The following is a 22,239-nucleotide window of genomic DNA, read 5'->3' as shown; positions in this document are numbered from 1 at the left end:
GGGTCGCATGCTCACGGAACCACGTTCAGGAATGCTGGCGGCTTGGGGAAATGCCCTGCTCGGGGGATTTGTCTCACCGGACGACGCCGCGACGGCCATCGTCGGCGAGGACGCGGCGCACCGGGTGACCGGCGTGCCGGGCGAGGCGGGGCCGGTCGGGCTCACGCTCGCGCTCGGGCGGCTGCGGGCCCTGGGGGCGACGGGGTTCCGGGTCGCGCTGCCCGCGCCGGGTCATCCGCTGGGGCTGAGCGGGCCGCCGGAGTTCAACGCGCGGGCGCTGGAGGCCGAGGAGGCGGTGGTCTGTGCGGGGGCCGCGCTCGGGCTCGTGCCGGAGGTGGCGGAGATCGGACCTGCGGGGGACGTGCGGGTCGAGGTGACCTGGGTGTGTTCGCCGGTACGGGACGCGCCGCCCGCGGACGTGCCGTCGCTCGGGGAGGCGGAGCGGGAGCTGGCCGAGGCGCTCAGGGACGCGACGACGGTGCTGGCGCGGCTGGACGTGGCGGGGTCGGGGCCGGTGGCGGAGGCGGCGCTCGACGCGTACCGGGCGCGGTCGGAGGCCGGCGGGGAGGTGCTGGCGCCCGGGTATCCGCCGCGGGCGGTGCGGGTGCTGGAGATGGCGCGGCGGGTGGGGCTCGTGGTGTCCCTGGCGTACCGGAACGGGCACGGGGGTGCGGTCAGCGCTTCCGAGATGTGGGCGCGGACCGAGGCGCTGCGGCCGGTGGAGCGGGTGGCGCGGCGGGCGATGGTGGCGGCGTACGGGGCGATGGTGGAGCGCACCGTCTGAGCCCCGGGTGCCGCGGCCGGGCCGGGAACGGCGAGAGCCCCGCGGTCGGGACCGCGGGGCTCTCGGGAGGGGCTGGCGTCAGCTGTTCACGCCGTGGTTGCCGAACGCGGGGTTCAGCAGGCCGATGACGTTGACTGTGTTGCCGACGATGTTGACCGGGACGTGCACCGGGACCTGGACCTGGTTGCCGGAGCCGACACCCGGGGAGTTGGCGGCCTTGCCCTCGGCCTCGGCCTCGGCGAACGCGGCACCGGTGGAGGCGCCCGCGGCGAGACCGGCGACGGCGAGGACCACGGCGGCCTTCTTGGCAGTGTTCATGAAAGATGATCCTTCTGCTGTTTACGGGTGCGGCCCCGACCCCGGGACCGCAGGTTGAAGAACGCGCCAGACGGGGGAACGACACGGCTGTCGGCGCGGATCCGCACTTTCGAAGCAATGGCGCCCGCGGGCCGACTGTGCGCGCGGGGACGCGGGAAGCGGCTCCCGGGCAGTGCCGGGAGCCGCTTCCCGCTGTGCGACGGGTCTCGTCGCCGATCCGGTCGGTCAGTGGTTGAGGCCGAGGTTCCCGAACGCCGGGTTGAGACCGCCGATGACGGTGACGGTGTTGCCGACCACGTTCACGGGAACGTCGACGGGGACCTGGACCAGGTTGCCCGAGCCCACGCCCGGGGACTGGACGGCCTTGCCCTCGGCGACCGCCCCGGGGTGGCCGTGGCCGTGGCCCGGGCTGGTCGCGGAGGCGGCGCCCGCACCGGCGGCGACGAGCCCGCCGGCGACCAGGGTGACAGCGGCGGCCTTCTTCAGGTTCTTCACTTCGGTTCCTCCTCGCGGTGGCCGCGGCAGGGCCGCCGCAGCACACCGTGGAGAACGCCGTCGCGGCGGTCGGGTTGCGCCGAACGGGTTACGTATACACGACCGTATGAATTTGAGACCGGAGGACGACGGTCCGGAAGGCGGCGGGTCAGTCGGTCAGACCGTGCCTGACCGCGTAGAGCGCGGCCTGGGTGCGGTCGGCGAGGTCCAGTTTCATCAGGATGTTCGAGACGTGGGTCTTGACGGTCTTCTCGGAGAGGACGAGGGCGCGGGCGATCTCGCGGTTGGAGCGGCCGTCGGCGATGAGGGCGAGGACCTCGCGTTCGCGTTCGGTGAGGGAGCTGCCGCGGCCCTGGCCGTGCTGCGGGTCGTCCTGGGCGAGCAGGGCGCCGGCGACCTCGGGCTGGAGGAGGACGTGTCCGGCGTGGACGGAGCGGATGGCGCCGGCGAGGGCGTCGGGGTCGACGTCCTTGTAGACGTAACCGGAGGCTCCGGCGCGCAGTGCGGGGACGACGGTGCGCTGCTCGGTGAAGCTGGTGACGATCAGGACCTTGGCGGGGTTGGCGAGTTCGCGCAGCCTGCGCAGGGCCTCGATGCCGTCGGCGCCGGGCATCTTGATGTCCATCAGGACGACGTCGGGGCGCAGGGACTCCGCCTGGGCGACGCCCTCGGCGCCGTCGCCCGCCTCGCCGACGACCTCTATGTCGTCCTGGATCTCGAGGAAGGTGCGCAGGCCGCGGCGGACGACCTGGTGGTCGTCGACGAGCAGGACGCGGATCTTCGGTTTCGTCGTGGACGGGCTGCTCGGGCCGGGCTCAGGCACCGGGGACCTCCAGGGTGATCGTGGTGCCCTTGCCGGGCTCCGAGTGCACGGTCAGGGTGCCGCCGACGCCGCTCGCCCGGTCGCGCATCGAGACCAGCCCGAGGTGGCGGCCGGCCCGGCGGACTCCGGCGGGGTCGAAGCCGCGGCCGTCGTCGGTGACGGTGAGGCGGGTGCGGTCGGCCGTACGTTTTTCGAGTACGACGTCGACGCGGGAGGCGCCGGAGTGGCGCAGGGCGTTGTGCAGGGCCTCCTGGGCGACGCGGAGCAGGGCCTCCTCCTGGGCGGCGGGCAGAGCGCGTACGCCGCGGCTGTCGAAGACGACACGGGCGGTGTGGGCGCGGTCCATGACCTGCACCTGGGTGCGCAGGGTGGCGACCAGGCCGTCCTCGTCGAGGCCCGCGGGACGCAGTTCGACGACGGCGGCGCGCAGTTCGTCGGCGGCCTCGGCGGCGAGGGCGGCGACCTGGTGCAGCTCGTCCTTGGCGCGGGCCGGGTCGCGGTCGACGAGGGCGGCGGCGGCCTGGGCGGTGAGGCGCAGCGAGAAGAGCTTCTGGCTGACCGCGTCGTGGAGTTCGTGGGCGAGGCGGGAGCGTTCCTCGGCGATGGTGAGCTCGCGGCTGCGCTCGTAGAGGCGGGCGTTGGTGAGCGCGATGGCGGCGTGCTGGGCGAGGAGCGTGAGGAGTTCCTCGTCGGCTGGGGTGAAGCCGCAGCCGCCGGGCTTGGGTCCCGGGCAGCGCTTGTTGGCGAGGAAGAGGGCGCCGATGACCTCGTCGCCGTCGCGGATGGGGAGGCCCAGGAAGTCGGACATGTCGGGGTGGGCGTCCGGCCAGCCCTCGAAGCGGGGGTCCTCGCGGACGTCGGCGAGACGCTCGGTGGCGTTGCCGTGCAGCATCGCGGCGAGGATGCCGTGCTGGCGGGGCAGCGGGCCGATGGCCTTCCACCGCTCGTCGCTGACGCCGTCGACGACGAACTGGGCGAAGCCGCCGTGGTCGTCGGGGACGCCGAGGGCGGCGTACTCGGCGTCCAGGAGGTCGCGGGCGGAGGCCACGATCGTCTTGAGGACGTCGCGTACTTCGAGGTGGCGGCTCATGGCGAGGAGGGCGGAGCTGATGGCGGCGAGGCCACCGGGGGGTGCGAGGGGGCGGCCGGGGGTCATGTCGGTCACCGTACCGGTGGGGGGATGGGGGTGTATCGGGCCTGGGGGTGAGAGGGGGAGGTCGGAGGGACTAGGTCTTGGGGGGTAGGGGGGTGGCCCGGGGCGGGCGGGTGCGTGGGGCCTTGTCGGGCGGGAGCGCGGTGGGGCTCGGGGAAGGGGGCACCCGGGTGGGCCGGGAGCGGAAGGGGCCGCCCCCTTGCCCGCCCTCCCCCAAGCTCTCGGCTTCGCTCGAGCAGGGGGCACCCCCCTCGCCCCCTCGGGGCGGCCCCGACGCCCAAGGGGGCTGGAGTGGCAGGGCGGCTACGAGGCCCAAGGGGGCGGGGGCCAAGGGGTCGCTATGGCGGTCAAGGGGTGGAGGTGGAGGGGGCTGCGGTGCGCGAGGGGGTTCAGGGGGTGGGAAGCGGAGTGGAGGGGGTCACGGAGGGCTTTGCGGGAGTTACGTGGGGTGAGGTTGTTACGTGGTCGATGTGAGGCCGGGCATAGGACGCAAGTCACTTACGAAGGGGCGTAGTGGCGGCGTAAAGGGGGTGTGAGCGGGGAGTGTGGGGGGCCGGGACGGTCCCGCGGGAGGGCCGTCCCACTATCGGGGGTCGTACAGGGGGTCTTTGCGCGGGGATTTTGCGGGCGCTAACAATTGCAGCCGTCGCGGAGTCCGCGGCACTCCCCGTCCCCTCCGAGAGGTACGTCTGTATGTCCTCCGCCTCTGGCCATGGCCGCCGTCTGACCAGGTCCCACCGGGCCTCGATCACCGGTGTCGCCGCTCTCGGCGCCGCCTCCCTCGCCCTGACCCTCCTGCCCGGCGGCGGCGCCACCGAGACCGGGGCGCACGGCATGGCCTCGGTCGCGATGGTCGCTCCCCAGGGCACCGGCCAGATGCAGGCGAAGGTCGTCGAGCAGCACGCCGCGGCCGACAAGCGGGTCAAGGACCGGGCCGCCCGGGAGAAGGCCGCCGCGAAGACCAAGGCCGACGCCCAGGCGAAGAAGCGCGCCGGGCAGAAGACGGCCGCGAGCCGTACCGCCGCGCGCAAGCCGGTCTACGCGAACAACCTGAACGGCTGGATCCGGGAGGCGCTCGCCGTCATGAAGGCGAAGGGCATCCCCGGCTCGTACAACGGGCTGCACCGCAACATCATGCGCGAGTCCACCGGCAACCCCCGCGCCAAGAACGGCTGGGACATCAACGCGCGCAACGGCACGCCGTCGATCGGCCTGCTCCAGGTCATCCAGCCGACGTTCAACGCGTACCACGTGTCGGGCACCCCGCACGACATCTACCACCCGGTCTCCAACATCGTGGCCGCGGCCAACTACGCGGCGGCGCGCTACGGCTCCATCGACAACGTCAACGGCGCCTACTGAGTCCTCTGGACGTGCGGAAGGGCGGCCCCCGGATCATTCCGGGGGCCGCCCTTTTTTCCGTACCGTCGGCTAGCGGGTCACTTGCGCATGACCTCGGGCTCGTGGCGCCGCAGCAGGCGCGCGACCACGAAGCCGCAGATCAGGCCGAGGGCCAGCAGAACCGCCATGTTGATGCCCCACTGGGAGACGGTGCGCTCCCACAGCGGGTCGAAGTTGGTGGGGTTCTTCTGGTCCCACGGCGGCATCAGGTGCGCCAGGTCCAGCGTGGTGCCGGCGGCGGCGATGGCCCAGCGCGAGGGCATCAGCCAGGCGAACTGCTCCAGGCCGATCTGGCCGTAGACCTGGAAGAGGATGCCGGTGAAGACGACCTGCACGATCGCGAACATCACGAGGAGCGGCATCGTCTTCTCGGAGGTCTTCACCAGCGAGGAGATGACCAGGCCGAACATCATCGAGGTGAAGCCGAGCGCGATGACGGCGAGGCAGATCTCCACCGCGGGCGGCATGATCAGGCCCTCCTTCGGGAGTTCCCGGGTGGAGAAGCCGATCGCGCAGATGATGACGCCCTGGAACGCGGTGATCACGCCGAGGACGATGACCTTGGACATCAGGTACGCGGAGCGGGACAGGCCGGTGGCCCGCTCGCGCTCGTAGATGACCCGTTCCTTGATCAGCTCGCGGACCGAGTTCGCGGCGCCGGAGAAGCACATGCCGACCGCGAGGATCAGCATGATCGTTCCCGCGTCGCCGTTGAACCGGGACGGCGGCTTGGGCGGGCCGAGCCCGAAGTCGGCCGGGATGACGACGCTGACCAGGCCGAGGACGGCGGGCAGGATCACCATCAGGCCCATGAAGCCCTTGTCGGACGCGATGACGGAGACGTACCGCCGGATCAGCGTCATCAACTGGGCGCCCCAGCCCTGCGGCTTCGGCGGGCGCATCTGCTGCGCCGGCGGCATGTGCACCGGGCTGGCGGCGACCGCGTCGATGTCCGCGGCGTACATCTGGTAGTGCTGCGAGCCGCGCCAGCGGCCGGCCCAGTCGTAGTCGCGGTAGTTCTCGAAGGCGGAGAAGACGTCGGCCCAGGTGCTGTAGCCGAAGAAGTTGAGGGCTTCCTCCGGGGGGCCGAAGTAGGCGACGGAGCCGCCGGGGGCCATCACCAGGAGCTTGTCGCAGATGGCGAGCTCGGCGACGGAGTGGGTGACGACCAGGACCGTGCGGCCGTCGTCGGCGAGGCCGCGCAGCAACTGCATGACGTCGCGGTCCATGCCCGGGTCGAGGCCCGAGGTCGGCTCGTCGAGGAAGATCAGGGAGGGCTTGGTCAGGAGCTCCAAAGCGACCGAGACGCGCTTGCGCTGGCCGCCGGAGAGGGAGGTGACCTTCTTCTCCTTGTGGATGTCCAGCTTGAGCTCGCCGAGGACCTCGTCGATCCGCTGCTGGCGCTCCGCCTCGGAGGTGTCCGCGGGGAAGCGCAGCTTGGCGGCGTACTTGAGGGCCTTCTTGACGGTCAGTTCCTTGTGCAGGATGTCGTCCTGCGGGACCAGTCCGATGCGCTGGCGCAGCTCGGCGAACTGCTTGTAGAGGTTGCGGTTGTCGTAGAGGACGTCGCCCTTGTTGGCGGGCCGGTAGCCGGTGAGCGCCTTGAGGAGGGTCGACTTCCCGGAGCCCGAGGGGCCGATGACCGCGATGAGGGACTTCTCGGGGACGCCGAAGGAGACGTCCTTGAGGATGTCCTTGCCGCCGTCGACCGTGACGGTCAGGTGGCGGGCCGAGAAGGAGACCTCGCCGGTGTCGACGAACTCTTCGAGGCGGTCGCCGACGACACGGAAGGTGGAGTGGCCGACGCCGACGATGTCGTTGGGGCCGAGCAGGGCCGTGCCGGACTTCGGCATCGGCTGGCCGTTGATGTACGTGCCGTTGTGCGAGCCGAGGTCGCGGATCTCCATGCGGCCGTCGGGCGTCGCGTGGAACTCCGCGTGCAGGCGCGAGACCTGGAGGTCGGAGACGACCAGCTCGTTCTCCAGGGCGCGGCCGATGCGCATGACGCGGCCGAGTGCCATCTGGTGGAACGTGGTCGGGCTGCGGTCGCCGTAGACCGGCGGCGCCCCCGCGGCACCGTCGGGCCGGCTGCCCTGCGCGGACGCCTGGGGCTTGTTCTGCTGGTACGGCGGCTGGGTGCTCTGCGGGGTGCCCGGGGGCTGGTGGTGCCCGGGGGCCGCCTGGCCCTGCGCGGGCTGCTGCTGCCAGCTCGGCTGCCGGGCCCCCTGGTGCTGCGGGGGCTGGTGCCCCTGCGGAGGCTGGTGGTGGCCCTGCGGGGGCTGGTGGAACTGGTGCTGGGCGGGCGGCTGCTGCCAGCTCGGCACCTGCTGGCCGCCGGGGCCGCCCTGCGGGCCGTGCGGCTGCTGCGCGGAGCCGCCGCCCCCGCCGCCCGGGCCGGACAGGACGAGCTGCGGGCCGTCGGTGGCGTTGCCCAGGTGCACGGCGGAGCCGGGGCCGATCTCCATCTGGTGGATGCGCTGGCCCTGCACGTACGTGCCGTTGGTGCTGCCGTGGTCTTCGATCACCCAGCTACGGCCGCCCCAGCTGATCGTGGCGTGCCGCCAGGAGACCCTGGCGTCGTCCACGACCACGTCCCCCTGGGGGTCCCGCCCCAGGGTGTACGACCTGGACGAGTCGAGAGTCCAGGCCCTTCCATTCAATTCCAGTACGAGTTCCGGCACTCCATGCCCCACTAGTTGTCCCCCGTAGTTACGCCCGTCACCGGGAGTCTAGGGATGGTGAACATCGGGGGGAACTATTTCAGGCCCGGGCTCGAATACGAAAGTCGGGCCATGTGAAAAGGGGGTGCGGGCGGCCGTCGCACGCCCGTTGACTCGGCAGAAACACCACCGGAGAGTGGTAAGCGGCCATGAGTCCGTACGTCTGCGCACGGATCATGCAGGAGCCGGGCGAAGAGGACTTACCGGTACGGATCGGGTGGTCTGATGGGCGGGAACGGTCGGGTCGGAATGCGCTGGGGCGATGTTCTTCTCGCCTCCATTGCCGCTGTGAGCTGGGCTTTGGTCGGAATGGCGGGCACCGCGGCGCTCGGTCTGCATCTGCTCGGGGCGGACGCCGCGGGGTCGCTGCGGTCGATGACGGCCGCGCTCGTCGTCCTGGCGGTGGGCGGTTCCGTCACGCCGACCGGGAACGTCTCGGCCTTCGGTCTGGAGGGGGCCGCGGCGCGGACGGCCGTCGATATTGCGCCACTTGGGGTGGGTCTGGTCGGGGCGCTGTTGCTCGGATTCTTCTTCCTGCGCTCGCTCAGGAGCGCGGGGCGGGAGATTCCCGGCACCGAACTGGCCGTGCGGGCGGTGTCGGTGCTGGTGTTGTTCCTCGTCACGCTGGGTGGTCTCGCCTGGGCGGGTCACGACGTCATCACGATTGACGGCGCCGGGCTCGGACTCGACCGCGTTCCCGGGAACGATCTTCCTGGCGGCATCGCGGACCGGCTCCCGGGCGAGCTCGGCGGACTGCTTCCGGACCGGATCTCCGATCTCGTCGACGCGAAGGCCACGGTCGGTTTCTCCGTCGATACGGGGACATCGCTGGTGAGCGGTGCGGGGTGGGCGGCGGGGGTGCTGGCGATCGCGCTGCTGGCGTCCCGAGGGACCCCGCTGCCCCGGGGGTGGGACGCGGTGCACCGGGTCCTGCGGCCGGCCTCGTCGGCACTGGTGGCGGTGCTGGTGATGGCGGTGGCCGCCGGTCTCGCGGCCGCCGTGTACGCCGCGGTCGGGGACGAGCGGCCGGGGCGGGTGCTGGGCGCCGCGCTGCTGGGAGCGCCGAACGGGGTGTGGCTGGCGTTGCCGCTGGGGTTGTTCGTGCCGTGGCAGGGGCGGGCGACGGGGGCACTGGTGGAGGTGCTGCCGTCGCCGGTCGACGCGCTGCTGTCGGGCGGCGACGAGCGGCCGCTGTCGGTGGGACGGCTCGCGGAGCTGGACGGGCGGGTGTGGCTGCTGGTCGTCGCGGTGCTCGTGATGATGCTGTACGCCGGTGTGCTGGCCGCGGTGCGGACCCCGCGGGAGGACCTGTCGCGGCCGGGGTACGCCGGGCAGTGCGCGGTGGCGCTCGGGACGGTGACCGGGCTGGGGCTGCCGCTGCTGGTGTGGTGGGCGGGGGTGTCGGCGGACGCTTCGGTGTCGGTGCTGGGGTTCGACGCGATCGGGGCGGGGCTCGTGCTGAGCGGGAACGTGCCGCTGGCGCTGCTGCTGGGTGTGGGGTGGGGGGCCGCGGCGGGGACGACGGGGGCGCTGCTGGCGTGTGCGGCGGGCGCGGAGGGGTCGCGGGCGGCGCGGTTGGCGCTGCCGGACGGGGAAGGGGATCGGACGTATCCGGATCTGGCGTACGTGCCGGGGCCGTACCGGCCGTCGCCGTCGTACGGGTCGGAGGGTGCGGCGGACGGTACGAATCCGTATCTGCGGCCGGTGCGGGAGGTGGGCGACGCGGGGCGGGTCGGGCCGGGGACGCCGGGGCGGGCGGGTGCGGCTGCGCCGCCGCCTCCGGAGGAGGGCCCGCCGCCGGGGGTTCCCGGGAGGGGGCGGAAGTAGGGGCCGGCCGCGCGGTACCCCGCGCCCCCTGACGCGTGCCCGGGGAGGCTGTCCGGGAGGTAAGACGGGTGGGGGACGGGGGGCGGGGGCCGGATACGGTGGGGGGACCATGAGCGCACTGCCGAACAATGACGTCCCCACCCTTCTCGTCAAGATCTTCGGGAAGGACCGGCCCGGGATCACCGCCGGGCTCTTCGACACCCTCGCCGCCTACTCCGTCGACGTCGTCGACATCGAGCAGGTCGTCACCCGTGGCCGCATCGTGCTGTGCGTGCTCGTCACCGAGCCGACCGTGGCCGCCGCCGGTGAGCTGCGGGCGACCGTGCACAGCTGGGCGGAGTCGCTGCGGCTCCAGGCCGAGATCATCTCGGGTGTGGGCGACAACCGGCCGCGGGGCAGCGGCCGTTCGCACGTCACCGTGCTCGGGCATCCGTTGACGGCGGAGTCGACGGCGGCCATAGCGGCCAGGATCACGGACACGGGCGGGAACATCGACCGCATCTTCCGGTTGGCCAAGTACCCGGTCACCGCCGTGGAGTTCGCCGTGTCGGGGGTGGAGACCGAGCCGCTGAGGACCGCGCTCGCGCTGGAGGCGGCGGGGATCGGGGTGGACGTCGCGGTCGTGTCCGCGGGCCTGCACCGGCGGGCGCAGCGTCTGGTGGTGATGGACGTCGACTCGACGCTCATCCAGGACGAGGTCATCGAGCTGTTCGCGGCGCACGCCGGGTGCGAGGCGGAGGTGGCCGCCGTCACCGAGCAGGCGATGCGCGGGGAGCTGGACTTCGAGCAGTCCCTGCACGCGCGGGTGGCGTTGCTGGAGGGGCTCGACGCGGGGGTCGTGGAGAAGGTCAGGGCCGAGGTGCGGATGACACCGGGGGCGCGGACGCTCGTACGGACGCTGAAGCGGCTCGGGTACCAAGTGGGCGTCGTCTCCGGGGGGTTCACCCAGGTCACGGATGCGCTGAAGGACGATCTTTCGCTGGACTTCGCGCAGGCGAACACCCTGGAGATCGTCGGCGGGAAGCTGACCGGGCGGGTCGTCGGGGAGGTCGTGGACCGGGCGGGCAAGGCGCGGCTGCTGCGCCGGTTCGCCGCCGAGGCGGGGGTCCCGCTGGACCAGACCGTGGCGATCGGGGACGGCGCGAACGACCTCGACATGCTCAACGCGGCGGGTCTCGGCGTGGCGTTCAACGCCAAGCCGGTGGTGCGGCAGGCCGCCGACACGGCGGTGAACGTGCCGTTCCTGGACACCGTGCTGTATCTGCTGGGCATCACCCGTGAAGAGGTCGAGGCCGCGGACGGGGACGCGGAGCACGAGCACTGAGGGGTGCGGCGCGGGGGCGCCGGCAGCGGTTCCGCCGCCGGCGCCCCCTGCCGTGCACGCCTGATCAGTCGTGCGGGGCCCAGTAGTCGGTCAGCCTGGCCGTGCCGAGCTCCACGGACTTCCACGGGCCGGTGAATTCCAGGACCGCGTACGTCGCGGTGGGGAAGCCGCCCCTGGTCAGCTTGGCCAGCGCGTCCGGGTCGGACTGGCCGGCGAGTCCGTCGGCGACCGCGTGCATGCCCGGGTTGTGGCCGATGACCAGCAGGTTCGTGACGTCGTCGGGGGTCTCGTTGAGGACGGCGACGATCTCGCCCGGGGAGGCTTCGTAGAGCCGGTCCTCGTAGACGGTCTTCGGCCGGTGACCCAGTTCCTGCACGGCCAGCTTCCAGGTCTCACGGGTCCTGGCGGCGGTGGAGCACAGGGCCAGGTCGAAGGTGAGGCCCGTGTCGGCGAGCTTGCGGCCTGCGGTGGCGGCGTCCCGGCGGCCCCGGTCGGCGAGCGGCCGCTCGTGGTCGGACACCTGCGGCCAGTCGGCTTTGGCGTGCCGGAGAAGGACGATCCTGCGGGGTGTGTCGACGCTCATGCACCCCAGCTTCGCACGAAACCCGTGTCGGGGCCCGGGGTGTTGACACCGTCCCCCACCACGGGTGACCGGTCAGAGCGGCAGTACGTCCAGGAGCAGGGTCACCAGGTACGCGATGCCGGGACCGTCCTGCGCGGCGGGCGACGCGTGCGCCTGGCCGGGGCCGGTCAGCAGGGCGAGGAGCAGGGCGAAGGAGAGCGCCGGGAGGACGACGGACCACCACGGCAGGCGGCCCCCGGCGGGGGTCCGGCGTGCGGTGCGGGCGGGGTGGTGAGCTGGGGCCGACATGGCCGCCTCCGTGAGGTCTGCGGGCGGGAACCCGGTGGATGCCTCAAAACTACGGAGCGCGGGCCCCGCCGCCCATCCGGTGGACTCCCCACTCGACCCTGAGTCCAGCCCCCTAGGGGACGGTGGGGACAACCCCACCATCCCCGGCAGGAGCCGTCGGGAAGCGGGTCCTCAGGGGGAGGCGATCGTGGCGATGACCGCGATGATCACCGTGACGAGGAGCATGGCGCCGAGGACGGCGAGCAGCTTCTTCTGGCCGTTGCGGGGATTCGGGTCGAGTACGGGCATGGCACCCAGTCTCGCACTCCTCACCCACTCCCCCGGCTTCCGGGTCGGCTCCCCCGGCCCCGGGTCAGGCGGCCAGTTCCTGCTCGACCGTGCGGTTGCGGCCCGCGAGGACGCCGGCCACCATCTGCGGCACCATCAGCGCCGCCATCAGCGCGATCGGCAGGCCCCAGCCGCCGCTGGCGTCGTGCAGCACGCCGATGAGCAGCGGGCCCGGTATGGAGATCAGGTAGCCGATGCTCTGCGCGAAGGCGGAGAGCTTGACCACGCCCTGGTGGCTCTTGGCGCGCAGGCCGATCATGGTGAGCGCGAGCGGGAAGGCGCAGTTGGAGACGCCGAGCAGCAGTGCCCAGGCCCAGGCGCCGCCGGCCGGGGCGAGGTAGAGGCCCGCGTAGCCGGAAAGGCCGCAGAGGCCGAGGAAGAGGACGACCGGGCCCTGTCGCGGGAGCCGGGTCGCGACGCGCGGGATGACGAAGGCCAGCGGGATGCCCATCGCCATGGTGAGCGCGAGGAGCATGCCGGAGGTCCCGGCGGAGATGCCGGCGTCGCGGAAGATCTGCGGCATCCAGCCCATCGTGATGTACGCGGCCGTGGCCTGGAGGCCGAAGAAGCAGGCCAGCGCCCAGGCGGTGCGGGACGTGACCATGCGCAGGCCGGGGGCGGGGACCGCGGCGGCGGACTCCTGCGCCTCCACCCCGGGGGTCTCCGCCTCGGCCGCGGCGGTGGCGGCCCGGCGGTCGCGGCCGTGCTTGACCGCCAGCGGCAGCCAGACGCAGAGCGCGAGCGCGGCGAGGACGCCCCAGACGGCGAGGCCGGTCTGCCAGCTCCCGCCGAGCGCCTTGGTGAGCGGGACGGTGGACAGGGCGGCCAGCGAGGTGCCGACCGCCAGGGCCATCGAGTACAGGCCGGTCATGGTGGAGACCCGGTCGGGGAACCACTGCTTGACGATGGCAGGCAGCAGGATGTTGGACACGGCGATGCCGACGAGGGCGAGCGCGCTCGCCGCCACGAAGCCCGGGGTGCCGCCGAGGAAGGGCCGCAGGAAGAGACCGGCGGCTATCGCCGTCATGCCCGCGCAGACGATGGAGGCGGGGCCGAAGCGGCGGGCCAGGCGCGGGGCCGTGATGCCGAACACCGCGAAGCAGAGCGACGGTACGGAGGTGAGCAGTCCGGCGACGGCGCCGCTCATCCCGAGCCCCGTGCGGACCTCTTCGAGGAGGGGGCCGAGGCTGGTGATGGCGGGGCGCAGGTTCAGCGCGGCGAGCACCAGGCCGACGACCATGAGCCGCACGAGCCACCCGGCGTACGGGGGCGTCTCGCGTCGCGCGTCCGGGGCGGTGCGGGGCTGGGGTGCGGTGCGGGGCTCGGGGTGCATGGTCCGGGTTTCATCGACTGGCATGAGGTCCATCATAGAATCATGGGATGATTGGTTGTCCAATCGCGGCCACGGGTGCGAAGCCCGCACCGTCCCCGACCGGTCCGCCCCACCCCGTACCGCCCTGTCCCGTTCCGAACCGCCCCGTACCGTCCCGCCCCGAACAAGGAGCACCATGACGCTGACCTCTCCCCGGCGTTCCGCACTCTCCGACCAGGTGATCACCGCCCTGCGCAACCAGATCACCTCGGGTGAGTGGCCCGTGGGGTCACGCATTCCGACCGAACCCGAACTGGTCGAGCAGCTCGGGGTGGCGCGCAACACCGTCCGCGAGGCGGTGCGCGCGCTCGCGCACAACGGCCTGCTCGACATCCGGCAGGGCTCGGGCACGTACGTCGTGGCGACGAGCGAACTGGCGGGGGTGATGCACCGCCGGTTCGCGGACGCCGATCCGCTGCACATCGCCGAGCTGCGCTCCACGCTGGAGTCCTCGGCCGGCCGCCTGGCGGCGCAGCGCCGTACCGACAAGGACGTACGGCAACTGGACGCGCTGCTCGCGCGGCGCGAGCGGGCCTGGGCCTCGGGCGACGCCGAACAGTTCGTCACGGCGGACGCCTCCCTGCACCTGGCGGTGGTGGCGGCCTCGCACAACGACGTGCTGATCGGGCTGTACGCGGACCTCGGCGACCTGCTGCGGCACTGGCTGCGCGACGACATCGGGCACGAGCTGCGGCCCGAGGACCACATGGACCACGCACGGCTGATCGAGGCGATCCGGGCGGGCGACGCGGAGCGCGCGGCGGCCGAGGCGGCGGGCTACTCGCTGAAGTGCCTGGCCGACCGGGGCCGGGTCACCGGGAGCGCGCCCCGGTGAGGGGCGGGGGCGGCTCGGGGGCGCGTTCGTGGGTGACCCAGGCGCTGCCGACCTCCTTCCAGCACCGGCTGCTCAGCCGTACGGTCTGGGCCGGGCCGACCTCCACCGGGGCGCTGTCGCCGTCGAGGTCCCACCAGTGCGCGCACTCGGTGTGCAGCCGGACGAGGTCGGTGTCCGGGTAGGGGTTGTGGCAGTACGCGACCGCCTTGGTCCGTTCGACGGCGGTGCGGCAGACGGCTCCGAAGCGGTCGGGGGCGGCGGGGGCGGCGTGCGCCGCCGGCGCCCGGCCGCCGGGGGGCGCGGTGTGGACGGCTGCCGTGCCGGCGCCCGCGGCCAGGAGCAGGGAGGGCAGGACGAGTGCGACGGCTCTTCCGCGGTGTGCCGGCATCCGCCACCTCCTCCCCCGTGCACATGGGACGCGTGTCCCCGGACGTGTACGACGTACGCACAGAACCGGGTCCGGTTTGTCCCGGTCAGCTCAGTCTGCGACGACTTCACGCGGTTTTCGACTTGAGGGGGCTCTGACGAGCACGTTCCGTCGAGGAGGGTTGACAGGCCGATTGGCCTGAATATGTTACATGCAACATTGAGCATGTCGTGAACCCTTCCGGGAGGACCTCCATGCAGCCCAGGCACATCCCTGATGTCTCCCGCCCCCTGCGGTGCGACCTCCTGCTGTCGGGCGGGCGGGTGGTGACCGTCGACGGACGGCGGTCGGTCCACGAGCCGGGTTCGGTGGCGATCGCGGGCAACCGGGTCGTGGCGGTCGGCCCGGCCGCCGAGATCGACGCCCAGTGGGAGGCGGCGCGCACCGTCGACTGCCGGGGCCGGGCGGTGCTGCCCGGTTTCGTCGACGGGCACTCGCACCTCTTCCAGGCGCTGGCCAGGGGCATGGGCGAGGGCCTGTCGATCTGGCCGTGGCTGTGCGAGTTCATGTGGCCGTACTCGATAGCCGTCGACCCCGAGGACGCCCGGGTGGCGGCCACCCTGGGGGCGGTGGAGGCGCTGCGCTCGGGCATCACCACCGTGATCGACAACCACTACGCGCCGACCGACCCGGACACCGTGCTCGCCGTGGCCCGCGCCGTGGAGGCGGTGGGACTGCGCGGCGCGGTCGCCCGCGGAATGCTGGGGCGCAGGACCGAGGTGGCGGCCCGGCGGGGACTGCCGGACGCGCTGTACCGGTACTCCACGCAGGAGGAGCTGGACATCACGCGGGACTGCATGCGGCGCAGGCCGCCGCGCACCTCGATGGTGGAGGTCTGGCCCGCGCCGCTCAACCTCAGTTACGTCGACCAGGACCTGGTCCGGGGGGCGGTGGAGCTGGCCGCCGAGTTCGGGACCCGCTGGCACACGCACTGCTCGGAGGGGGCCAAGGACCCGGCGAGCTATCTGGAGGCGTACGGGGTGCGGCCGGTGGAGTGGCTGGCCAGGGAGGGCCTGCTGGACGAGCGGGCCACCCTGGCGCACGCGATCTGGCTGGACGACGCCGAGGTCAAGCACGTCGGCGAACGCCGGGCCGGAATCTCGCACAACCCCACCTCCAACGCCTATCTCGCCTCCGGGGTGATGCGGCTGCGCGAGCTGCGGGACGCGGGCGCGGTGGTGTCGCTGGGCACCGACGGGCCGAGCGCCGGGCACCGCCAGGACATGTTCGAGGTGATGAAGCAGACCCTCTTCGGCCAGCGCCAGCACCACCTCGACCCGGCCGCCGCGCGCTGCGAGGAGGCCCTGGAACTGGCCACCCGCGAGGGCGGCTCGTACGCGGGCACCGGCACCGGCACGCTCTCCGTGGGCGCCCCGGCCGACGTCGTGGTCGTCGGCCTGGACCGGCCGCACCTGCGCCCCGTGCACCGCACGGTCGCCACCCTCGTCTACTCCGCGCGCGGCAGCGACGTCGAGCTGACGATCGTCGACGGCCGGGTGGTGTACGAGGAGGGCCGCTGCACCCTCGTGGACGAGACCGCGCTGCTGGCCGAGGCGCAGGAGCGGGCCGAACGGCTGGTGTCGCGGGCCGGGTTCGACGCGCTGCGCGGCGCCTGGCGGCACTGAAGTCCTGCCGCGCCTCCCGAAAGAACTCCCCGCACCTCCACCGGCTTCCTCCCGGGCCCCACGGACCTCCCGAGCACCACGAGCCTCCCGAGACATCGCAGGACCCACGGCTGCCCGTCCGCGGCCACCGTACGTGCGCATACAAGGACCCCTGCCGTCACGGGCGGCAGGTGGAGGGAGAACGCACAATGTCCCGCACCACAGCACAGGGCTCTTCGAAACAGGAGTGGACGGACGACCAGTCGGCCGATCCGGTGGAGGCAGTGCCGTCCGCCTGGCGGCTCGCCGTCTACGGGTTGCAGCACGTACTCGCCTTCTACGCCGGCGCGGTCGTCATGCCGCTGCTGGTCGCGCAGGGAGTCGGCCTGCCGGACAAGGACATCGGGATGCTGGTCAACGCGTCCCTGCTGACCTGCGGCATCGCCACGCTCATGCAGGCGGTGGGCTTCAAGGGGGTGGGCATCAGACTGCCGATCGTGCAGGGCACCTCGACCACGGCGGTGCCCTCGCTGGTCTCGGTGGGGCTGGCGGCCGGCGGGGCGAAGGCCGGGATGCCGACCGTGCTGGGGGCGGTGATCGCGGCGGGGCTCGCCCTGTTCGTGATCGCGCCGGTCTTCAGCAGGCTGGTGAGGTTCTTCCCGCCGCTGGTCACCGGCACCATCGTGACGATCGTCGGGATCACCCTGCTCGCGGTGGCCGCGCGGCAGGTGGGCGGCGGCGACCCGAGTGCGAAGACCTTCGGGTCGCCGGCCCAGCTCGGGATGGCGGCGGTGACGTTCGTGGTGATCCTGCTGCTGTACAAGTTCTCGCGCGGCTTCATGGCCACCGTCGCCGTGCTGGCGGGGCTGGTCGTCGGGACGACGGTCGCCGCGGTCCTGGGCAGGACGGACTTCTCCAGGATCGGGGACGCCTCCTGGTTCGGCATGGCCGCGCCGCTGCACTACGGCGTCGAGTTCGACACCATCGCGATCCTGGCCGTCTTCATGGTGATGATCATCGTGGCGGTGGAGTCCATCGGCCAGTTCTTCGCGGTCGGCGAGATCGTCGGCCGGGACGTGGACGGCAAGGGCGTCACCCGGGCGCTGCGGGCGGACGGGCTGGCCACGGCGGTCGCCGGGGTGCTCAACTCCTTCCCCAGCACCGTCTATTCGCAGAACATCGGGCTGATCCGGCTCACCCGCGTCAAGAGCCGGTGGATCATCGCGTCGGCCGGCGTGATCATGATCCTCTTCGGCATGGTGCCCAAGATCGGCGCGGTCGTGGCCTCGATGCCGGCGTCCGTGCTGGGCGGCGCCACCATCGTGCTCTTCGCGACGATCGGCGTCGTCGGCATCCAGATCCTGCTCCAGGCGGACCTCACGGACCAGCGGAACACCATCCTGGTGGCCGCCAGCCTGGGCATCGGCTTCCTGCCGACGGCCTTCCCGCAGTTCGCGGAGCAGATGCCGACCCGGCAACTGCATGCGCTCTTCGAGAGCGGAATCATCCTGGGCACCCTCACGGCTGTCCTGTTGAACCTGTTCTTCCACCATTTGCGGCTGCCGGGGAGCCGCAAGAAGGAGGCGGAACCCGTTGACCCGCCGGAACATTACATGCAACATGAAGTGCACACGGCGGCACCGGTGCCGAAGCAGGCCGAAGCCGACACCGTGTAGTTCCTGAGGACACAGCTCACGCGATCACGGCGAAGAGGGACGGGGAGGCGAGGATGGCGACCGACAAAGCACAGCAGGCCGTGCAGCACACTGTGAATCCGGTCGCGGCCGGGAGTCTGCTGGCGGACCGCGCGTACGACGAGCTCAAGGCCGCCGTCCTGGCGAACCGCCTGCGCCCGGGCGACGCCCTGTCCGTGCCGGCGCTCGCCACCCAGATGGGCATCAGCCGCAGCCCCGTCCGGGAGGCCGTGCAGCGGCTCATCCACGACGGGCTCGCCTCCCACGTCCCGCACCGGGGCGCCGTGGTCTCCACCGTCGACCTGGAGGACGTACGCCAGTTGTACGTGGTCCGCGAGGTCATGGAGGGGCTGGCGGCGCGCCTGGCCACCGAGCGGCTCGACGCCACCAAGGTCGGCGAGCTGCGCGAGCTGCTGGAGCGCCACGAGCGCGTGGTCACCTCGGACTACGACGAGACCGCGCACATCGAGATGGACATGGCGTACCACAGTCTGATCCGCGAGGTCGCCGGGAACACCCACCTGACCTCGGCCCTGGACACCATCCAGGGCAAGGCCCACCTGGCGCTGCACTCGCTGTGGCGCAGCCCGGAGGCCCCCCGGCTCGCCGTGGCCGAGCACCGCCGGATCTTCGAGGCGATGACGGCCGGCGACCCGGACGCGGCGGAGCTGGCCGCCCGGGAGCACATCAGACGGCTGCGCATCCGGCTCTCCCAGGCGGTGGCCGCCGGCCCCGACCAGGACGACCCCCGGGGCCCGGGCATCCACCCGGTGGCGTGACGCCCGTCCCGGCACGCCCCTACCGGCACTTCCGTACCGCACGAAGGAACCGCGCGAAGCACCGCACGCACCACATCGCACCACCCAGCCCCTCGCCGAGGAAGGGAAGTGACCGATCGTGAGCACCGCTACCGGAATCCGGAACGGGGTGGGCGAGAGCGTCCGGCGGCCCGACGGCCGGCTGAAGGTCAAGGGGGACTTCGCGTACTCCTCCGACCTGCACGCGGACGACATGGTGTGGGGCGCGACCCTGCGCAGCCCGCACCCCTCCGCCCGCATCCTGCGCTTCGACGCGAGCAGGGCCCTCGGGCTCCCCGGCGTCGTCGCGGTGCTCACCCACGAGGACGTCCCCGGGCATCCGCTGTACGGCATGAAGGTCGCCGACCAGCCGGTCCTGGCCAAGGACGAGGTGCGCTACCAGGGCGAGCCGGTGGCCCTGGTAGCCGCCGACCACCCGGAGACCGCGCGCCGGGCGCTGCGGCTCATCGAGGTCGAGTACGGGATACGCACCCCGCTGACCGACTCCGAGCAGGCGGTCAGCGGCGAGGGCCCCCGGGTCCACGCCCAACGGGTGGACGGCAAGGACGAGTTGGGCAATGTCGTACGCCATGTCCGCATCCGGCACGGCGACATGGCTCAGGCCGAGCGCCTCGCCGAGGTGGTCGTGTCGGGGACGTACGACGTGGGCATGCAGGACCAGGCGTTCCTGGGCCCGGAGTCGGGGCTGGCGATACCCGCCGAGGACGGCGGCGTCGATGTCTACGTCTCGACGCAGTGGCTGTACGACGACCAGCACCAGATGTGCTCGGCGCTCGGACTCCCGCCGGAGAAGGTCCGGCTGACGATGTCCGGTGTGGGCGGCGCCTTCGGCGGCCGCGAGGACGTCTCCGTGCAGATCCACTCGGCGATGCTGGCGCTGCACACCGGGCGGCCGGTGAAGATGAGCTACAACCGCGAGGAGTCCTTCTTCGGCCACGTGCACCGCCACCCGGCGAAGATGTGGTTCGAGCACGGGGCGACGCGCGACGGGAAGATCGTCTACGTCAAGGCTCGGATGATCTTCGACGGCGGCGCGTACACCTCCACCTCGCAGGTCGTCATCGCCAACGGCTCCTACTTCGCGGCCGGCGCCTACGAGGTCCCGCACGTGGAGATCGACGGCTACTCCGTCTACACCAACAACCCGCCCTGCGGCGCGATGCGCGGCTTCGGCGCGGTCCAGTCCTGTTACGGCGTGGAGTCCAACCTCGACAAGCTGGCCCGCGCCCTGGACATCGAGCCGGTCGAGCTGCGCATCCGCAACGCCATGACGACCGGCACGATGCTGCCGACCGGGCAGGAGGTCGACGGCCCGGCCCCGGCGGCGGAGCTTCTGGAGCGATTGCGCGACCGGCCGCTTCCCCCGCCCGGCGACGGCGCCTTCGGCCTCCCCGGCGGCCTGAACAACACCACCCGTGGCGAGGGCGTCAAGCGCGGTGTCGGGTACGCGATCGGGGTCAAGGCGATCGGGTTCTCCGGCGGCGTCGACGACCGGTCGGTGGCCCGGGTGAGGCTGTCCCTCGCGGACGGCGAGCCAGTGGCACAGGTGCACACCTCGGCGGCGGAGTGCGGTCAGGGCATCGTCACCCTCCAGGCCCAGATCGTACGGACCGAACTCGGCGTCCAGCAGGTGACGGTGCTGCCCGCCGACACCCAGGTCGGCGACGCCGGCTCCTCCTCCGCCTCGCGCATCAGCTGGATGAGCGGCGGTGCGGTGCAGGGCGCGTGCAAGGCCCTCAAGGAGCGGATCACCGAGCTGGGCGGTGACGGAGATCTCACCCAAATCCTGGTCGTACACGGGCCGTTGGAGGAGGAGTACGAGTACTCCCACCGGCGTACGTATCCCGTGGACCCGGAGCGCGGGCAGGGGCAGGCGCACATCGCCTTCGCGTTCGCCGCGCACCGCGCGGTGGTGGAGGTGGACACCGAGCTCGGCCTGGTGAAGGTCGTGGAGCTCGCGACCGCCCAGGACGTCGGCAGGGCGATGAACCCGCTCGCCGTGGAGGGGCAGATCGAGGGCGGCAGCGCCCAGGGCCTGGGACTGGCCCTGATGGAGGAGCTGCACGTGAAGGACGGCACGGTGCGCAACCCCTCCTTCACCGACTACCTCATCCCCACCATCGCGGACATGCCGTCCGTGCCCATCGACCTCCTCGAACTGCCGCACCCCGACTCGCCGTACGGGCTGAACGGGGTGGGCGAGCCGCCGACCCTCTCCTCCACGCCGGCCATCGCGAACGCCCTGCGCGACGCAACGGGCCTGGAGCTGGGCCGGGTGCCGGTGCGGCCCGACGACTTCACCGGCACCGGCGGCTCCACCGACACCGACGACTCCACCGACCCGGTGCGGTCCTGACACCCGACGAAGACGAGAGGAGGTGAGGCGGGCCCTGCCCTGGGTCCCCGAACGGTTCACCACGGTCCACACACAGCTCCACGTACGGCCAGAACCAGCAGGGAAGGAACAGCACCTTGATCATCGACACCCACATGCACCCCACCAACATCGTCGACCAGGCATGGAGGCACGACGGCACGCCGTTCACCGGCGAGCGCACCCTGGAGATGATGGACGGCCCCTACATGATCAACGGGAAGCCGCGCCGGATCGACATGGGCTGCATCATGCCCCCGCCGGGCAACTCGGTGTGGCAGGACGGGATGCGCGGTGGGCGCGAAGGCATCCGGGACTACATGGCGTACATCACGCACCTGGTGACGACGTACCCGGACCGCTTCATCGGCAACTTCATGTACAACCCGCGCTTCGGGCCGGAGAACGGCGCGGCGGAGCTGCGGCACCACGTCAAGGAATACGGCTACAAGATGGTGAAGCTGCATGCCAACATGCACGCCTACCGTCCCGACCGTGCCCTGGACTGGCTGCGCCCGGTACTGAAGGTCTGCGACGAGCTGGGCATCCTCGTGCTGATCCACACGGGCGACGGGCCGTACTCGATCCCGACGCAGTTCTACCCGATCATCCGCGAGTTCCCGAACGTCAACTTCATCCTCGGCCACTTCGGTGTGCAGACGGGTGGCGTGTACTGCTTCGAGGCGCTCTACATGATCCTCGACTCGCCGAACGTGTACGGCGAGTCCGGCTGGCTCCTCCAGTCGCGCATCGTGGAGTTCGCGCAGCAGATGGAGAAGCACCAGTTGGTCTTCGGCACCGACTCGCCGCCCAACGAGCCCGGCATGTGGGCCCGTGAGCTGGAGGTCCTGATGGGCCCGCCGCCGCAGGGCATGAACCTCTCCGAGGAGCACCTGGAGGGGTACCTCGGCAACAACGTGGCCAAGCTGCTGGGCATCGACCCGACGCCGCCGCCGCGGAACGTGGAGGAGGCGCAACTGCGCCTGAAGAGCTCGTTCGCGACGCTGGAGAACCCGTCGGCCAAGTCGGCGGCGGAGATGCGTCCGTAGCTCCGAGGACCGGGGCGGCTCCG

General features: G+C 72.0%; 20 protein-coding genes. 10 read left to right on the top strand and 10 right to left on the bottom strand.

What is annotated here, in order from left to right:
• The first annotated feature begins 7 nt into the window (after positions 1 to 7).
• Positions 8 to 784 (top strand): hypothetical protein, encoded by a 777-nt coding sequence (locus tag ACIP93_RS12890; RefSeq protein ID WP_401757906.1) that lies wholly within the window; start codon positions 8 to 10, stop codon positions 782 to 784.
• A 78-nt stretch (positions 785 to 862) separates the two neighbouring features.
• On the opposite strand, the gene ACIP93_RS12885 is transcribed toward ACIP93_RS12890, so the two are convergent.
• From ACIP93_RS12885 to ACIP93_RS12870, 4 genes are all read right to left on the bottom strand, one after another.
• A complete protein-coding gene (locus ACIP93_RS12885) occupies positions 863 to 1,102 on the bottom strand; it encodes a chaplin (RefSeq protein WP_345224364.1) in 240 nt (79 codons plus the stop codon).
• 225 nt (positions 1,103 to 1,327) lie between these two features.
• On the bottom strand, positions 1,328 to 1,597 hold the full coding sequence (locus ACIP93_RS12880) for a chaplin family protein (protein ID WP_401757903.1): 270 nt from the start codon (positions 1,595 to 1,597) through the stop codon (positions 1,328 to 1,330).
• A 148-nt stretch (positions 1,598 to 1,745) separates the two neighbouring features.
• The gene (locus tag ACIP93_RS12875; protein WP_401757901.1) at positions 1,746 to 2,420 is read right to left on the bottom strand and encodes a response regulator; all 675 of its coding nucleotides are present in this window, start codon (positions 2,418 to 2,420) and stop codon (positions 1,746 to 1,748) included.
• A complete protein-coding gene (locus ACIP93_RS12870) occupies positions 2,413 to 3,576 on the bottom strand; it encodes a GAF domain-containing sensor histidine kinase (protein ID WP_401757899.1) in 1,164 nt (387 codons plus the stop codon). Before ACIP93_RS12870 ends, ACIP93_RS12875 begins: the two co-directional genes overlap by 8 nt.
• 690 nt (positions 3,577 to 4,266) lie before the next feature.
• On the opposite strand from ACIP93_RS12870, the gene ACIP93_RS12865 reads away from it, so the two are divergent.
• Positions 4,267 to 4,935 (top strand): transglycosylase SLT domain-containing protein, encoded by a 669-nt coding sequence (locus tag ACIP93_RS12865; protein ID WP_401757897.1) that lies wholly within the window; start codon positions 4,267 to 4,269, stop codon positions 4,933 to 4,935.
• Between the two features lie 77 nt (positions 4,936 to 5,012).
• On the opposite strand, the gene ACIP93_RS12860 is transcribed toward ACIP93_RS12865, so the two are convergent.
• Positions 5,013 to 7,667, bottom strand: coding sequence for an FHA domain-containing protein (locus ACIP93_RS12860; RefSeq protein ID WP_401757895.1), 2,655 nt, complete (start codon positions 7,665 to 7,667; stop codon positions 5,013 to 5,015).
• Between the two features lie 315 nt (positions 7,668 to 7,982).
• Between ACIP93_RS12860 and ACIP93_RS12855 the strand changes: the two genes are divergently transcribed.
• Together ACIP93_RS12855 and serB are read left to right on the top strand one after the other, a co-directional pair.
• On the top strand, positions 7,983 to 9,521 hold the full coding sequence (locus ACIP93_RS12855; protein ID WP_401757893.1) for a streptophobe family protein: 1,539 nt from the start codon (positions 7,983 to 7,985) through the stop codon (positions 9,519 to 9,521).
• 109 nt (positions 9,522 to 9,630) lie between these two features.
• Entirely contained in the window at positions 9,631 to 10,845 is a 1,215-nt protein-coding gene (serB, locus tag ACIP93_RS12850; RefSeq protein ID WP_345224350.1) for a phosphoserine phosphatase SerB, read from the top strand.
• Between the two features lie 64 nt (positions 10,846 to 10,909).
• Here the strand turns inward: serB and ACIP93_RS12845 are convergent, their stop codons facing one another.
• The 4 genes from ACIP93_RS12845 to ACIP93_RS12830 form a co-directional block, all read right to left on the bottom strand.
• Positions 10,910 to 11,428 carry a histidine phosphatase family protein gene (locus ACIP93_RS12845; RefSeq protein WP_345224348.1) on the bottom strand — a complete coding sequence of 173 codons (519 nt, stop codon included), beginning with the start codon at positions 11,426 to 11,428 and terminating at the stop codon, positions 10,910 to 10,912.
• Between the two features lie 72 nt (positions 11,429 to 11,500).
• Positions 11,501 to 11,716 carry a hypothetical protein gene (locus ACIP93_RS12840; RefSeq protein WP_345224345.1) on the bottom strand — a complete coding sequence of 72 codons (216 nt, stop codon included), beginning with the start codon at positions 11,714 to 11,716 and terminating at the stop codon, positions 11,501 to 11,503.
• A gap of 171 nt (positions 11,717 to 11,887) precedes the next feature.
• The gene (locus ACIP93_RS12835; protein WP_268253607.1) at positions 11,888 to 12,004 is read right to left on the bottom strand and encodes an SGM_5486 family transporter-associated protein; all 117 of its coding nucleotides are present in this window, start codon (positions 12,002 to 12,004) and stop codon (positions 11,888 to 11,890) included.
• Between the two features lie 64 nt (positions 12,005 to 12,068).
• On the bottom strand, positions 12,069 to 13,400 hold the full coding sequence (locus ACIP93_RS12830) for an MFS transporter (protein WP_345224340.1): 1,332 nt from the start codon (positions 13,398 to 13,400) through the stop codon (positions 12,069 to 12,071).
• 151 nt (positions 13,401 to 13,551) lie between these two features.
• Here ACIP93_RS12830 and ACIP93_RS12825 point away from each other — a divergent pair, with 151 nt between their 5' ends.
• The gene (locus tag ACIP93_RS12825; protein WP_345224338.1) at positions 13,552 to 14,250 is read left to right on the top strand and encodes a FadR/GntR family transcriptional regulator; all 699 of its coding nucleotides are present in this window, start codon (positions 13,552 to 13,554) and stop codon (positions 14,248 to 14,250) included.
• Here the strand turns inward: ACIP93_RS12825 and ACIP93_RS12820 are convergent.
• Positions 14,228 to 14,638, bottom strand: coding sequence for a hypothetical protein (locus ACIP93_RS12820; protein ID WP_401757889.1), 411 nt, complete (start codon positions 14,636 to 14,638; stop codon positions 14,228 to 14,230). The genes ACIP93_RS12825 and ACIP93_RS12820 overlap by 23 nt on opposite strands.
• Positions 14,639 to 14,871: 233 nt before the next feature.
• Between ACIP93_RS12820 and ACIP93_RS12815 the strand changes: the two genes are divergently transcribed.
• The 5 genes from ACIP93_RS12815 (at position 14,872) to ACIP93_RS12795 (ending at position 22,216) form a co-directional block, all read left to right on the top strand.
• Complete coding sequence (locus tag ACIP93_RS12815) at positions 14,872 to 16,302, top strand: amidohydrolase family protein (RefSeq protein ID WP_401757887.1); 1,431 nt, start codon at positions 14,872 to 14,874, stop codon at positions 16,300 to 16,302.
• A 188-nt stretch (positions 16,303 to 16,490) separates the two neighbouring features.
• A complete protein-coding gene (locus ACIP93_RS12810; RefSeq protein WP_345224332.1) occupies positions 16,491 to 17,957 on the top strand; it encodes a nucleobase:cation symporter-2 family protein in 1,467 nt (488 codons plus the stop codon).
• 53 nt (positions 17,958 to 18,010) lie between these two features.
• The gene (locus ACIP93_RS12805; protein ID WP_345224329.1) at positions 18,011 to 18,754 is read left to right on the top strand and encodes a GntR family transcriptional regulator; all 744 of its coding nucleotides are present in this window, start codon (positions 18,011 to 18,013) and stop codon (positions 18,752 to 18,754) included.
• 118 nt (positions 18,755 to 18,872) lie between these two features.
• Complete coding sequence (locus ACIP93_RS12800; RefSeq protein WP_401757884.1) at positions 18,873 to 21,149, top strand: molybdopterin cofactor-binding domain-containing protein; 2,277 nt, start codon at positions 18,873 to 18,875, stop codon at positions 21,147 to 21,149.
• Positions 21,150 to 21,265: 116 nt separating this feature from the next.
• The gene (locus ACIP93_RS12795; protein ID WP_345224324.1) at positions 21,266 to 22,216 is read left to right on the top strand and encodes an amidohydrolase family protein; all 951 of its coding nucleotides are present in this window, start codon (positions 21,266 to 21,268) and stop codon (positions 22,214 to 22,216) included.
• The last annotated feature ends 23 nt before the right edge of the window (positions 22,217 to 22,239 follow it).

The sequence above is a fragment of the Streptomyces sp. NPDC088745 genome (genome assembly GCF_044751045.1).
In the GTDB taxonomy this organism is placed as follows: domain Bacteria; phylum Actinomycetota; class Actinomycetes; order Streptomycetales; family Streptomycetaceae; genus Streptomyces; species Streptomyces cremeus.
This window is presented reverse-complemented; position numbering and strand designations above follow the sequence as displayed.